The following is a 13,298-nucleotide window of genomic DNA, read 5'->3' as shown; positions in this document are numbered from 1 at the left end:
CGTGCATTTTAGTTTTTATAATGGTAAATATTCTCAGAAATAATTTCTCCATTATTGTTTTTTATCAATTTTAATCTGTTAAAATCATCATATTCATAACTTGTAACCATTCCTTTCGGATCTGTAATCGTACTGATTCCTATTAAAGGTTTGTACGTGTAAGTGGTTACCATAGCATTTGGCAATGCTGTTCTCAAACCGTTAAGCCCTCCTATAAGAGCACTTTCATTCGCAGTATTCGATTGGTCTTGAATAGTTGAAACATAGCCCGATACTTCTGCATAAGAAGCGTTTTCTATTTTTGCTACAGGCTGTGTCTTGTTGTATCCCCAGATTATGCACACAGGCATTCCCCCTTCAAGGGTATACTGCAATACATTGCCTTTCTCATCATACTTGTTAAATGTTATTTTTAAATCTTGTGAAACATCTATTGGATTCATCCCTTTATTAGCATACACATATTTTGGAACTAATAGGCTGCCAGTTTCCGAACTCATTTCATAGACATTCAGCTTTTCCGATATTTTATCATCTCCGTTAAACGTTAAAATATTCAGCGGAACTTCAACAACATTCTTCGCTATCATCTCATTTATAAATGGCTTACCATTCATTTCCGGATCCAGTGCATAGAAAAATTTTGCCTTCGTTTTTTCTCCTTTTGAGTTTGTTGTGCTTTGGGATGTCAGCTGCAGATGGGCAGGATTATCATAAGAATAATCCACTACTGTTGTAATGCCATTTTTCCCATTCAAATCATAAACAGTTGTTCTTTTCTGAGCCAGATAATGCCATTCAATCCTTGTCTGGTAAATATTAAAGTCAAAAAATGGTTCCGTGGTAATTCCAGGCCCATTAAGACCTCCATCACCACCAGTTCCTATAGCTACAAGCGAGCCTGCCACGCCTCCGTAGAAATTATTAAAAGCGACGTCTAAAGAAGGGTTATGTCCATAAAACATCTCTTCCAGCATAAGCGGCACTGTTATAACCCCTTCTTTTCTAAATTTAAAAGTGCTGACCTCGCCATTGGAAAAACCGTTAGAAAATGAAGCTCCTCTTAGGTATTCATAGCAGACTGGTGCTGGCTCCTCATCCATATTATTGTCAAAGACATGCAAAACGCCACCATTTGCATAATTTATCCCTTCTGACTCAATCACTTTTCCGTACGATACGACAATCCCATCAAAAGAAGAAAGAGGTTTTTTGGGGCTGGAATGCATGGTATACTGGGCATTAGCTCCAGAAACTTTCAAATCTACATTATTGACTCCTGCTGGATTTGAGGTAGCAAAATAGCCACTGCTGCAGTTATCGCAATCCAGATCATGATAGTAGTATTCTTTAACCACTTCATGGTTATTATCATCATGGTCTACAGTCCTCTTTACTCTCACTCCTGCAACGGGCTCGAGTACCCTTACTGTACGCATCGGTTCATTATAATAGCTCAGCCTCCCTTCTGCATTCATGCAGGATACCATTGTGGTAATTTTAATTTTGTAGGTCACCCCAGCTTTTAGGCTTACCTCCATGGAGAAAGAAGGATCTGCCGTAACAGATTTGACGACTTCGCCGGTCAGGACATTAATAAGCTGTACGGTACAGGATGCACCTTTAGCTATAACATTTGTACAACGTTCACCATCAATTAAATTTTCTTCAGCCCAGCCATTTAAAACAGCTGTCTGATCAAATTTAATCTGTATCGGGTCAGATTCTTTTTCTACCCTTTCTCGATCGCCCGCTTCTGCCTGATGATTGGCAGATACAGGAATTGCCTGAGGAAAAATCCTCTTTTCTACCTCCACATAATTAGGCTCATAAAAAATTTCCGTATAGCCTTTTGTCGGATATGTAATGCTTTTTAGCATGCCATACTTCACTGTATTAACATTGGCATCCCTATTTGATTTTACTGTTGAGAATGGCTGGTAAAGCAGCGGATCTAGCGGGCCTATATTGTTATAGACAAAATTAGAATTTCGGGCAGCATTGTAATACCCGTAAATATCTTTTGAAAATGAGAATCTTGGAGGAAGCATCTCTGGACTGTAATACTCAAATGAATATTTAGGGATAAAAGCGGAACGATCTGAAGTATATTCTTTAATTTCTTTCAGGAAAATAAGCTTGTTGTTTACACCAGAACTTGTGGTATATGGATTTAAAACGTCTGAAGACGTATTTCTAGACAGCAGGTAATACGAAAAATCAAAACTTTTAAAAACTTCTGTGTCATTTTTAAAGACAGTCATTTTAGTCAGCTGATCGCTATCTCTTATAGTGAGATCAAGCTTTTCATATTCAAATACAATCCTTTTGTCATTTATCCTTATTTCTTCAAGAAAAGGAACGGAATGATTCACAACGCTGCTTACGCAAGGTACGCTTACGCTTGCAGGACTAAGTACAACTTCTCCCTGGCTTCTGGCCATCTGGCTATATGCTTGATTGAAGCTATAGCTTTTTATCGTATATTTAAAGGACGCAACCGTACCATCTATTTTTTTTATCTTAGTCAGATACCAGCCTGTCTGTCCCGAGGTCTGTATCGAATTTCCGCAAAGATTTTTATTGTTTGATATTTCAATCGCAGTATCAGCATCGCCAAAATAAAACTCCGTGCCGTTTGTATCTGTTATTTTAAAATACTTTAGGACAGATCCATTTACACCAGATGCATATAATAATTCAATTTTATTCTTGGTTGGACGGATTTCACGAATATTATCTCCATCAAAAATAAATTTGCCTGAAATTCCAAAGGCACTGTAACTGTAAATATCCTTCTCAGTATTACTTTTTGCTGTTGTAGATGCCAATTGTGAACGAACCATACAAAATTCGCTAGTTTCGGGATCAGGGGAAAAAAAATCTGTTCTCAAATCATCAAAACCGTTAATCTGCCGGCTTACTACTCCCGATGATATTAAGTTCCATTCAAGACCTAATTGCGAACTTACTGCATCTACAGCAACTCCACTTGAACTGTAACTTATAGAAATTGGAATAGATATGCTCCCTTCTTTCAGATTGTATATTTCTAAATTAATATTTGGTTTTCCCGTATTCAGTCCTACAGGTATATTTCCAAAACTCCCTAAACTGGCAGTTGCTGGTGATGGCGGTGTATAATTTGGCTGAATTTCGTCTGTATCGTTCTGTGCATTAACACTTATAGAGAACGTGATCATAAGCAGGCATAAAAACTTTAGCATGCTTTGTAATTTTATAGAATGCATTTATTGTAGGTATTAAATCTTCTTAATTATTTTAACTGATTCCGTTTTCACATCTGTTTGAATCTTAACTATGTAAACCCCTTCAGCATAACCATTTAAGTTTACGGGAACAGTTCTGCTATTAATCTTAAAATGCTGCAAAATTCTTCCCAGCATATCAACTAGCGTTGCAGTGCCTTCCGTATAATCATAACCTATAATCACGTTGGTGTATACATTCGCTGGATTAGGAATTGCCTCAATACTAGCTTTTACCTTTTCAACCTTCTGTTTATCTTTCAATTTGACCACCCAGAAATCATTGCCTCCGATGCTCGAATTTTTGTCTTTTGATGAACCATTTGAAGTTCCCGCCATTAGATAGCCACCATCTCTGGTCTCAACAAGTTTTCTTAAAATATCTTCACCTCCGCTACCTACGGTTCTATTCCAAATTTCATCACCTTTATCACTAATTTTTAAAGCAACATAATCGTTTATTCCATCTTTTTCCTTGGCAATTAATCCAGCAGCTTTTGAAACTAGACCATTACCTGATCTAGGAGCTGAATTGCGTGCATGACCACCAACTAAATAGGTGCCATCTACATTTTCGACCAATGAGGTTAAGATATCCACTTTACCAAAATCGAAAGTTTTGCTCCAAATTACGCCACCTTCTTTATCTAGTTTAAGAATCCAATAGTCTGTTCCGTTGGCAACAATTCCGCCTTCTGTAGTTAATGCATTAGAACTGTTTGAGTTTCCGCCCAAGATGTATCCTCCATCTTTAGTCTGATGTATTACATAAGGCTGATCATCTCCGTCTCCTCCATACGTTTTCTGCCACTCAATTGCTCCTAAATCATTTAGCTTAAGAATCCAATAATCGCCGCCTCCTTTACTAGATTCCGTTTTATCACCTGAAACTAGAGAATTAGAATATCCGGCAAGAATGTAACCGTTATCTGCAGTCTGTTCCATACTCCTCAAAATATCGGAATATTCCCCTCCATAAGTTTTCTGCCATTGGATAACACCTTCTTTATCCAATTTGACAACCCAATAATCCATGCTGCCTCTGCATTTTTCTGTTTTAGAATAAATGTCTGGAGCAAAAGAGTTTTCATCAATCTTAGAACTTGATATAGAAATCGGGCTGGAACTTGAAGAACCTCCTAAAATATAGCCTCCATCTTTAGTTTGAAAAGCACACAAGAGTTCTTCTTGACCATTTCCTCCTATAGTTCTCTGCCACTGTTCGTCTCCAGCAGCATTTAGTTTTATAACCCAAAAGTCTGAAAGACCTTTGCAGTTATCCTTTTTCTGAAAACTTTTCGAAGAGCTTGAAGTTCCAGCAAGAATGAATCCGCCATCTCGGGTATTTTTAATGCTTTGGAGAAGATCAAACCCTGATCCTCCATAGCTTTTCTGCCAGTCGAGATCTCCATTTTCTTTCATTTTCCAGATCCAGTAATCCAGATCACCATGATTGTCATCGGCTTTGCTTCCCGTTTTGCCCGAAACCGAACTTCCAGCCAGAATAAAGCCATAGTCAGCCGTTGGCTGGGCATCAAAAAGGTAATCGGCATGTGTCCCTCCATAGGATTTCTCCCAAAGAATATCTTGAGAATGGGTAATAAATGACACTAAAAAAAAGAGTAGTAAGTAAAATTTCCACATACGCATTTTTAATAAATTTGAGGTTATTAGTTGAGTGCGGCGAAAATAACGCAATGTTTTATCGATTCCTTACGGCTTTCCGTAAAGACTTAACTTTTGTTTAACTTTTAACTTATTACCTCTTTTAGATTGAAGTATTCGGAGATAATTGATGGTTTTGATTGCTGAAAATAAATGAAGATTTACTATGAAACCAAAAAAAGCTTCAGATTTCTCTGAAGCTTTTAATTTAATATTTATTTTTGAAATTTTTGAAATTTGAACAGCTTTTTGCCCCCGAATGTGCCATCGAAGGAATAGCAAACAGACGAAGCAAATAATTCTAAGCACAAAAACCTTTTTACCGTTAAGCCAATTGCCCAAATCCGTTGGAGAAGCTGTTAATTGAAGCTATCTCATTAGCAATTTATATTTTAATTTAGCATCATTATCTTCTGGCTCTTTTTCAATGTATAACTTTAGATATTCAATTGCTTGCTTTTTTTGACCCGAAAACCTATACGCCTCACTTATACAATAATAGCCATAGGTTGAGTCTGGAAAAAGGTGATTATTTAACTTAAATAAATCTATTGCCTGATTCGTCTTTTTTTCGAACAATAGCTTACAACCATATCTTTCAATAAGATTTTCTCTTAATGAATACTTCTTCGAATTATGTTCTATTTCTTTAATGCCAGCTTCATAACCTTTATAGCATACTATCTTAATTATATCTTTAGTATAAAAAAAATTGTCAATTGATGGTGCTGAACCCACTAATTGTTTTTTAATTAGATTACTTACTTCCCAATAATTTTCAACTTCTCCATTTGTTAGAATAACAACAGTATAACCCAAATCCGGATAAATCATTAGTTCACAAGCAATACCATCATGCCCACCGGTATGTCCAAAAATTCGGTGTCCGTTTATTTTGTTTTCTTCAAATCCATATCCATACATTCCTTCTCTATACTTCACTTTACCCAATGTACAAAGAGCAATATTTTCTTTACTAAGTAAACGACCGTTTTGTAAAGCATTGGCAAAACTCAGCAAATCGTCAACTGTTGAATAGCCGCCACCTGCAGGAGTTCCTTTTGCTAAATTTACGAAAATATTATTTTTCCACAGCCCTGGTTCTTCTAGTGACATTGTATAGCCAGTAGCTAAATTTGGAATAACATTATCCAATTCGTAAGCATCAGTATTAATCATTTTTGAAGGTTTGTATATATATTCTTTTACATAATCAAAATAATTTTGACCCGACACTTTTTCTATGATTAATCCTAAAACCATGTATCCAGAGTTGCTATACGAGAAGCTGATACCTGGAGCAAAGGCTAGTTTTTTATTGACAAACAAAGGAAGGTAATCAGAAACCGTTTTGAATTTTTCTTTTGCAAGCTTATCGTATTCCTCCCAAAAACTGTTCATTCCTGAAGTGTGCGTTAACAATTGGTAGATTGTTACAGAGTCGGCAACAGTTTTATTGGGATAATCTGCAAGATATTTACCTACTTTGTCTTGAAGCGAAATTTTGCCAGATTCTACCAATTGCATAATAGCTATTGCTGTAAACATCTTGTTTATAGAAGCTAAGTTGAACTTTGTGTCTGGCTTATTTTTTATACTGTCTGGCAAATTGGCAAAACCAAATGCTTCCCTATATATTGGTTTGCCATTTTTTGCAATAAGAACCACCCCACTTAAATTATTTTCTTTTTCAAGGTTTTTTAAGTGAGACCTTATCGGATAAACTACACTTTCCAAATTTTGTGATTTGACTGCGATAGGTTGCAAAAGCGCTACAAAGAAGATCGATGTAATAAAATATATTTGACGGGTTGTCATATGGTATCATTTTATGATTAAAGAGACAAAACTACTTTAACCATAAAACGAAAAATTGTATAAATGTAAACCTATAAAAACAGCCAGTGTACTTGTTTTCTTTCTAGCGCAGTTGTTTTTTCAAAAAAAACTTTAGGAGAGAACCCTGTCAATGATTTGAATTCTCTTATCATATGGGACTGGTCAAAATAATCAACACTATATGCAATATCCGTTAAGCTGTTTCTTGTATTGTTTGATGAGTATTTATTAACCGCATTTCGAAATCTTAGTATCTTTTTGAATTGAGATGGTGTTTTGCAGATATGCCTGCCAAAGTGTTTGTTTAATGTTGTGCGTGAAATAGCATTTTTTTTGCACAGTTCTGTAATTGTTAGAGCATCATTTTCCTCACTCATAATTTCAGACAAAATAGTTTCAAGAAAATCATGCTGAAACCCTATTAATTTGGATAACCAATAACTTTCAACAGCTTGAATTTTTTCGATGTCATTTTGCAAGGAAAGAATTTCAATCATAGCTTTTCTATAATCTTCAAAGGGTGAAAATTTAGAAAAATTTGAACTATTATAATGGCTCAATTCATGCTCCAAAAATGAATTAATAGCTAACGGCTTAAAATAGATAGTAATTTCTTTTATTTCTCCTTCGTATTGAACATAAACCGGCTTATTGAAATTGGATACCAAATTTGTTTCAATCTTATTGTCATCGCATTGCCCAATTATTAACTTATTTCCTTTATTAATAGTTTTTGATTTTTCACTTATTGATACAATGGTAAAAATAGATGGAAAGGTTATGTATTGGGCAGGTTTTTCTTCAGATGTATGCGTGAGTATATAAATACACTCTATGTATTTTTTAAGTAAAGGATTTAAAGGGGAATAAACTTTTATTTTCATAGTTTATAAAAATTGGATTCACCAGCTGTCAACGAGACTTTTAATTGGTTATGCACTAACAGGCCTTTTGCCGTTTGGTTCACTAAAATTACCGCTAACTTATTTTATAAATGTGGTTATGCAAACAAAAAGAAGAGAAAAAGTTAAGATGTACATTTTAAAACATTGTAATAATCAAAGATAATCTGGTTAGATGTTTGAATGCTTCTCCTTACTAAATAAAAAAGCTCCAGATTTCTCTGAAGCTATTTTATCTATATTTTTCACATTCACAAGTGTGATGTTTCAGACACCTAATTCTTTTCCAACTCTGTTTCAGTATGCATCAGGCATAACCACTTGCTGTTTTCTTTAATCCAGGTAGAAGTGCAAACACACTTTATAGGTTCTTTTTGACTTTGATCTACTATCTCAAAATCGAGACGATATCCTATTACCGCAGTATTTTCGGCAATTAGTTTTTCTTTTACATCATAGATGTTCAGCACTTTTATTTTATTGGTTTGCCCAGAATCGAACATTTTTTTTAACTCGGTCTCGCTAATACTCTGAACACCATTTTTTCCTGCCACTATGCAAGGAAACGACGTCAGATTTCTTACCGTTTCATAGTCATTGTTTTCAACTCCGTGCCAGTATTTTTTTTCCAATTCTATAATTTGCCCTTCCATATTATCTCGTTGTTAATTAGACATTTCACAAATTTCACATTAATATTGAAATAAAATTGCTCTTTTAACATAGATTTAATTTCGTGAGAAAGCTTCTTGATAATTATCTTATTTAAGACAATCATAAATCAAATCTTCTCTTTTGATTATAAAAAAGAGAGAAACAAGTTTCTCTCTTCTTAAAAATATAACTCTATTATCGAAGATTGTTTTTTATACAATCAACAGAGCAAGAGTATTAGTTTATTTTTTTTATAAAATTAACTATTACAATGAGAAGCAACAACCTCCACCTGCTAAAGGATATTCAGGAGGACATGCACCATTTTTTAAGATTGCTTCTCCACTTATAAGCGCTTTAGCGCAAACTTCTGTAACTCCTCCTTTTACTGCTTTTAGCTCATTTTTAGTTAATTCTTGAGCTCCTTCCAATTTTAAAATTTTCTTAAACATAATGATAAAGTTTTTAAAATTCAGTTAATACCCCAATCATTTAAAGACACTTGAGATTTTTGTCTATCCTCGCGCAGAATGTTTTCTATATTTAATAATAAATAAATGTAAAACCTAAAAACTTGTACGAATATACTTTATTTAAGTGGTTGATTTTTACGGTTTTCCTCATTTTTTCAACTTTTATTTAATTATTAACTTTAAATTCCAAGAATACTTTAATTTATTGAATGGTAGTTCTCAATTTTTCCTTACTGTCTGACCTGTAAGAGGTTCTCCTCTTTCTGTAAAAACATCGTTAGTATAGTAGTTCACAAATTGCATCGGAATACCAATACCTGTTGCCAGCGATGGAGTTGTCTGCAAATGATAATGCAAATGTGGCCCAGTAGAATAACCGCTGTTTCCCGCCAAGCCTACTTGCTGTCCTCTCACTACAGTATCTCCCACTGCAACTATTATGGAGTTCTTTTTAAAATGAAGCATAAAGGAATATTCCCCATTCAAATGATCAATTACAATGTAATTGCCAAATGTTTGTTTTGTGTTTTTAACTCCAGGAACATTGTCTTCTATGGCATTTTCCATCGCAATAATTTTTCCGTCACCAGGAGCATTCAAGCGTTTACCAAAACAATAATAATCTTCATTTTTGGTTCCGTCTCCTGTTCTACCGCTATTGTTTATTACTTGAACTATATCAAGAGCATATCTCTGGTGTCGATTAGGCGTAAAATGATGATTTTCTTCTAGCGATTTTCCGCCTGCAGCGATATACCAGTCGTCTTCAAAAGGCAGTTCTAATACTGTTTTGGTTTTGTAATTTAAATAGATTTCTTCATCGTTTTTTCCTTCGTCTCCCATTAGCATATCCGCACAAGATAGGAGTGAAAAAGAAGATGTGAATATAAAAACGTAAACTGCAGATTTGATATATTTCATGATTAGAATTTATAGTTAATACCAAGATTTAATTGATGCTGTAATTCTCTATAAGAACTTGGAGTTTGAAGTCGAGAATAATTAAAGTTATAAGTTGCCTTTACGTCAAAATGGTTTGAAAGCTTGTAACCATATTCTAAATCCCAAAATACACTCTGATAATTATCTAAAGTGTAAAATTTACCTTCGGCATTGGTAACTCTAAGAAGCATAAAAGGAAGGGTTAATTTTGAAGACAGATATTGCTTTTCATTTATCTGATAACTGAATCTGCCTACAATTCCAAATTCCTGATGAAACGTAATGTAATCTCCATCATGATAAGCAGCCAAAGAAGTTCGCGATTGCAATCCTGCGTGTATCGAAAATCTATTTCTGTCGTACACTCTTTTTAGATACGAAAAGTGCATTCCGCCTTTGTAATAATCTGTGTTGAGATTGGATAACTTATCTGTTTTTAATTCTGATGACAGATAATCGAAATTTACCTCAAATAAATTATCATTTTTACTGGTACGCGTATAGTTTAATTTATACACCAAACCCTCATAATCATACGTTGCTACAGGAGCAAATTCGAGATTTTTCAAATATCCCCAATTGTTTCCAACAGAGAATTCGAGCTGATTCTTTTTTTGTGTCGTTTGAGATTGAAGAGATACCGCAGACAAAATCGCAGCACTAAACAAGAGTCGATTTAATTTCATATAATTTGAGATGATTAAGTTGATTATCATTGGCCAAAACTATATGAATTGCAAATTGACGAGGTTTCAAAATCTTAACACTGGAGAAATCCGAACTCGTGAAGCTTCAGTTTTATAAGATGGAAATTCAAAATATCTTTCAAAAATCCTTTATAAATCAACCAACTAAAGAAAAGTTTTTCGGTTTGATTTGTACAGAAATCATTTTAGTTAATCATTTCTTAATCCGTTTAGAAAATCATTTGCGTTACCATAAATTCGCCTTGTCAATTCGTATGAAATAAGCTATGTTTTTACAAATAACTGATTATTGCAATTGTCAAGAATAACCAAAAAGCCGAATCCAAAAAACAATTTTATACTAAAAACTTGATTTATACGACACTTCTAAATATTGCGATTTTTCAGGGAATAGTATTAGGCTTAATTATTTTAAAGTCTTCATTATTCAATAGTCAATCAAACAAATATCTGGCCTATTCGATATTTACGCTTTCATTACTTCTACTAAATCTGGTTTTCGAGATTGAAGACACTTATACAAGTTTTCCTTTTTTACGCTTTTTTGACGATGTTGAAACTGCTTTTCTTTTGCCTGTTTTCATCTTTTTATTTATTATAAATCGAGCCGATGATGCTGTAAAAAGTAGACAAAAAGTATATTTATTTTTTATTCCGTTTGCTTATTCGGCTGTTGTTAATATTACAGCTGACCTTGATAGTGTAACAGGTTTATATAAAATTCCTGAATTTGGGCTTAAAATAATTGATGTGTTAAATCAGATCGCACTTATTTTAGCGCTTACATTTATCCCCTTCGTGTTGCTTTATTCTTATTTTATGATAAAGCACTTAAAAGATAAACAGGAAACAAAATGGGTAATTATATTATTAAGCTTAGTTTCTACATTATTATTTTCGTGGGTTATTACCATCCTTATCGCTTTGTTTTTCCAATTTGACATTTCGGCTATGATGAGAATTTTAGCTTTATTCGGAGCATTTTTAATCCATTGGACTGCTTATTTCGGCATTTACAAATACAAACTGGCTAAAGACAAAAACAGTATTTACAACTTTCTAAATACAGATTTAGCAATTGCAGATAACACCACATTTTCCATTTCAGAAAATAATTGTAAAGAAGAAAACAGAGAACTAATAACGGCTGCTAATCTTTATTTTCAAAAACTGGAACTTCTTTGTAAACAAGATCATATTTATACTGATAGTACATTAAACCGAGAAAAAGTTGCTGAAAGACTGGGTATAAGTACAGGATATCTTTCGCAAATTGTAAACGCGATAACGGGAGATAATTTTGCCAATTACATCAATCAATATCGTGTGGAAGCTGTAAAAGAAATGATTTTAAATGCTGAATTTGAAAATTACAATCTCTTAACAATGGGGTTAGAATCTGGATTTACTTCTAAAACGACTTTCTACAACGCTTTTAAAAAAGTTACCGGCCAGACGCCAAACGAATATAGAAATACTCAAAAAATAAGTTCCATTTTGTAAAGTTTTAAGCTTTTGAAACCTCATAAAATCTTTATTATTTGATTTTTGACATTCAATAAATCAAATTCCTTTTTATGAAAAAAAATTATTTACTACTTATTATTCTTTTTGCTTTTTCTTGTGCGAAAGCTCAAAACGAAATCGAATCAAATCCTTATCAGAAAAACAATGACATTACCATAAATGCAATTGCAGCATTTAACGAGTCTCTGAATATAAGTTACGAAAGACATCTAAATGCAAAATCATCAATCGGAATTTATTATTATCAAGTGTTAACCACAGACACTAGTAACGATATGAATTACTCTGTTTCTCCTTATTACAGAAGGTATTTCGGCAAAAAATATGCTTCTGGATGGTTTGCCGAAGGATTTGGAATGCTGACTTCAATAGATGGTAAAAAAGTATATACATCTGAAAATCCTTCTACATATACAGAAAATTCGGATGTCATTGATTTTGCTCTTGGAGTAAACGGAGGCTGGAAGTGGGTCAGCAAAAGCGGATTTTTACTTGAAGCTAATATTGGTTATGGTGCTTTGCTCTTTAATGCAAATAAAACCGATCATAATATGGTTATGAAATTTGGTTTGAGTGCGGGATATCGATTTTAAAGAAGTTCCATTAAAAAAAAAAACAAACTATTCCATATTATATATAATATCTGACAAAAAAGACGTTTTATGGGATATTTTTTTATCTTTGAAATTCAGATTTTTTAATCGAAATGGCTTTATCTTTGAGCCTTAAAGAAAATCAAGATTCATTTATGGAACAGAAAATTCATCAGGGAAGAAACGTAAAACGATTCAGAGAAATGCTTGGCATCAAACAAGAAGCATTGGCTTATGATCTGGGCGAAGATTGGAACCAGAAGAAAATTTCTATGCTGGAGCAGAAAGATATAATCGAGGATTCTCTACTTAAACAAATCTCAAATTCTTTAAAAATTCCTGTTGAAGCTTTTCAGAATTTTGATGAAGAAAAAGCTGTGAATTTAATTTCATGTAATTTCTCGGATAACGCAATGTTCAACAATAGAATTGATGTGTTTAATAACAATCCGATTGAAGAATTAAAAAAACTTCACGAAGAAAAAATTGTATTGTTTGAGCGTATGCTGAAAGAGAAAGATGAAATGATGGCAAAACTGGAGAAGTTAATTAATAAATAATCATATATAAAAGATATATTAAAAAAAAAAGAGACTTTTGTAGACTGCACCCAAAAGTTTAGACAAATTAATAATTAAGTTTTATAATAATGAGCTCGATATTGTATCGGGCTCATTCCTTTTAGATTAAGTTTAATTCTGTCATTGTTATAATAATTTATATACTC

12 protein-coding genes are annotated in these 13,298 nt (G+C 33.5%); 3 read left to right on the top strand and 9 right to left on the bottom strand.

The window, feature by feature from the left end:
• Positions 1-8: 8 nt before the first annotated feature.
• The 8 genes from ACFO3N_RS15030 to ACFO3N_RS14995 all read right to left on the bottom strand — a co-directional run bounded on the left by ACFO3N_RS15030 (position 9) and on the right by ACFO3N_RS14995 (position 10,430).
• Positions 9-3,227 carry an RHS repeat domain-containing protein gene (locus ACFO3N_RS15030; protein ID WP_379798951.1) on the bottom strand — a complete coding sequence of 1,073 codons (3,219 nt, stop codon included), beginning with the start codon at positions 3,225-3,227 and terminating at the stop codon, positions 9-11.
• Positions 3,228-3,263: 36 nt separating this feature from the next.
• Positions 3,264-4,880, bottom strand: a complete 1,617-nt coding sequence (locus tag ACFO3N_RS15025; protein WP_379798949.1) for a T9SS type A sorting domain-containing protein — start codon at positions 4,878-4,880, stop codon at positions 3,264-3,266.
• A gap of 423 nt (positions 4,881-5,303) precedes the next feature.
• Positions 5,304-6,752: a serine hydrolase gene (locus tag ACFO3N_RS15020; protein WP_379798947.1), complete on the bottom strand. Its 1,449-nt coding sequence runs from the start codon at positions 6,750-6,752 to the stop codon at positions 5,304-5,306.
• A 71-nt stretch (positions 6,753-6,823) separates the two neighbouring features.
• A complete protein-coding gene (locus ACFO3N_RS15015) occupies positions 6,824-7,657 on the bottom strand; it encodes a helix-turn-helix domain-containing protein (protein WP_379798945.1) in 834 nt (277 codons plus the stop codon).
• Between the two features lie 293 nt (positions 7,658-7,950).
• Positions 7,951-8,328 carry a nuclear transport factor 2 family protein gene (locus tag ACFO3N_RS15010; RefSeq protein ID WP_379798943.1) on the bottom strand — a complete coding sequence of 126 codons (378 nt, stop codon included), beginning with the start codon at positions 8,326-8,328 and terminating at the stop codon, positions 7,951-7,953.
• A gap of 267 nt (positions 8,329-8,595) precedes the next feature.
• Positions 8,596-8,781: a bacteriocin gene (locus tag ACFO3N_RS15005; protein WP_379798941.1), complete on the bottom strand. Its 186-nt coding sequence runs from the start codon at positions 8,779-8,781 to the stop codon at positions 8,596-8,598.
• Between the two features lie 240 nt (positions 8,782-9,021).
• Positions 9,022-9,723, bottom strand: coding sequence for a M23 family metallopeptidase (locus ACFO3N_RS15000; protein WP_379798939.1), 702 nt, complete (start codon positions 9,721-9,723; stop codon positions 9,022-9,024).
• A 2-nt stretch (positions 9,724-9,725) separates the two neighbouring features.
• Positions 9,726-10,430: a hypothetical protein gene (locus tag ACFO3N_RS14995; RefSeq protein ID WP_379798937.1), complete on the bottom strand. Its 705-nt coding sequence runs from the start codon at positions 10,428-10,430 to the stop codon at positions 9,726-9,728.
• A 369-nt stretch (positions 10,431-10,799) separates the two neighbouring features.
• Between ACFO3N_RS14995 and ACFO3N_RS14990 the strand changes: the two genes are divergently transcribed.
• The 3 genes from ACFO3N_RS14990 (at position 10,800) to ACFO3N_RS14980 (ending at position 13,131) form a co-directional block, all read left to right on the top strand.
• Complete coding sequence (locus ACFO3N_RS14990; protein ID WP_379798935.1) at positions 10,800-11,954, top strand: helix-turn-helix domain-containing protein; 1,155 nt, start codon at positions 10,800-10,802, stop codon at positions 11,952-11,954.
• 74 nt (positions 11,955-12,028) lie between these two features.
• Entirely contained in the window at positions 12,029-12,571 is a 543-nt protein-coding gene (locus tag ACFO3N_RS14985) for a DUF3575 domain-containing protein (RefSeq protein WP_379798933.1), read from the top strand.
• Positions 12,572-12,726: 155 nt separating this feature from the next.
• Entirely contained in the window at positions 12,727-13,131 is a 405-nt protein-coding gene (locus tag ACFO3N_RS14980) for a helix-turn-helix domain-containing protein (protein WP_379799228.1), read from the top strand.
• 74 nt (positions 13,132-13,205) lie between these two features.
• Here ACFO3N_RS14980 and ACFO3N_RS14975 read toward each other — a convergent pair whose 3' ends face one another.
• Entirely contained in the window at positions 13,206-13,292 is an 87-nt protein-coding gene (locus ACFO3N_RS14975; protein ID WP_379798166.1) for an IS3 family transposase, read from the bottom strand.
• Between the last annotated feature and the right edge of the window lie 6 nt (positions 13,293-13,298).

The sequence above is a fragment of the Flavobacterium chungangensis genome (genome assembly GCF_042654045.1).
GTDB lineage: Bacteria > Bacteroidota > Bacteroidia > Flavobacteriales > Flavobacteriaceae > Flavobacterium > Flavobacterium chungangensis.
The sequence above is the reverse complement of the archived record's forward strand: the minus strand, read 5'-3'. Positions and strand labels throughout refer to the sequence as shown.

What these genes read in the sequence shown, in the direction of transcription:
- ACFO3N_RS15010 (WP_379798943.1), bottom strand. Translation starts at nt 8,328, where the DNA reads ATGGAAGGGCAAATTATAGAATTGGAAAAAAAATACTGGCACGGAGTT.
- ACFO3N_RS15005 (WP_379798941.1), bottom strand. Translation starts at nt 8,781, where the DNA reads ATGTTTAAGAAAATTTTAAAATTGGAAGGAGCTCAAGAATTAACTAAA.
- ACFO3N_RS15020 (WP_379798947.1), bottom strand. Translation starts at nt 6,752, where the DNA reads ATGACAACCCGTCAAATATATTTTATTACATCGATCTTCTTTGTAGCG.
- ACFO3N_RS14980 (WP_379799228.1), top strand. Translation starts at nt 12,727, where the DNA reads ATGGAACAGAAAATTCATCAGGGAAGAAACGTAAAACGATTCAGAGAA.
- ACFO3N_RS14995 (WP_379798937.1), bottom strand. Translation starts at nt 10,430, where the DNA reads ATGAAATTAAATCGACTCTTGTTTAGTGCTGCGATTTTGTCTGCGGTA.
- ACFO3N_RS14985 (WP_379798933.1), top strand. Translation starts at nt 12,029, where the DNA reads ATGAAAAAAAATTATTTACTACTTATTATTCTTTTTGCTTTTTCTTGT.
- ACFO3N_RS15015 (WP_379798945.1), bottom strand. Translation starts at nt 7,657, where the DNA reads ATGAAAATAAAAGTTTATTCCCCTTTAAATCCTTTACTTAAAAAATAC.
- ACFO3N_RS15030 (WP_379798951.1), bottom strand. Translation starts at nt 3,227, where the DNA reads ATGCTAAAGTTTTTATGCCTGCTTATGATCACGTTCTCTATAAGTGTT.
- ACFO3N_RS15000 (WP_379798939.1), bottom strand. Translation starts at nt 9,723, where the DNA reads ATGAAATATATCAAATCTGCAGTTTACGTTTTTATATTCACATCTTCT.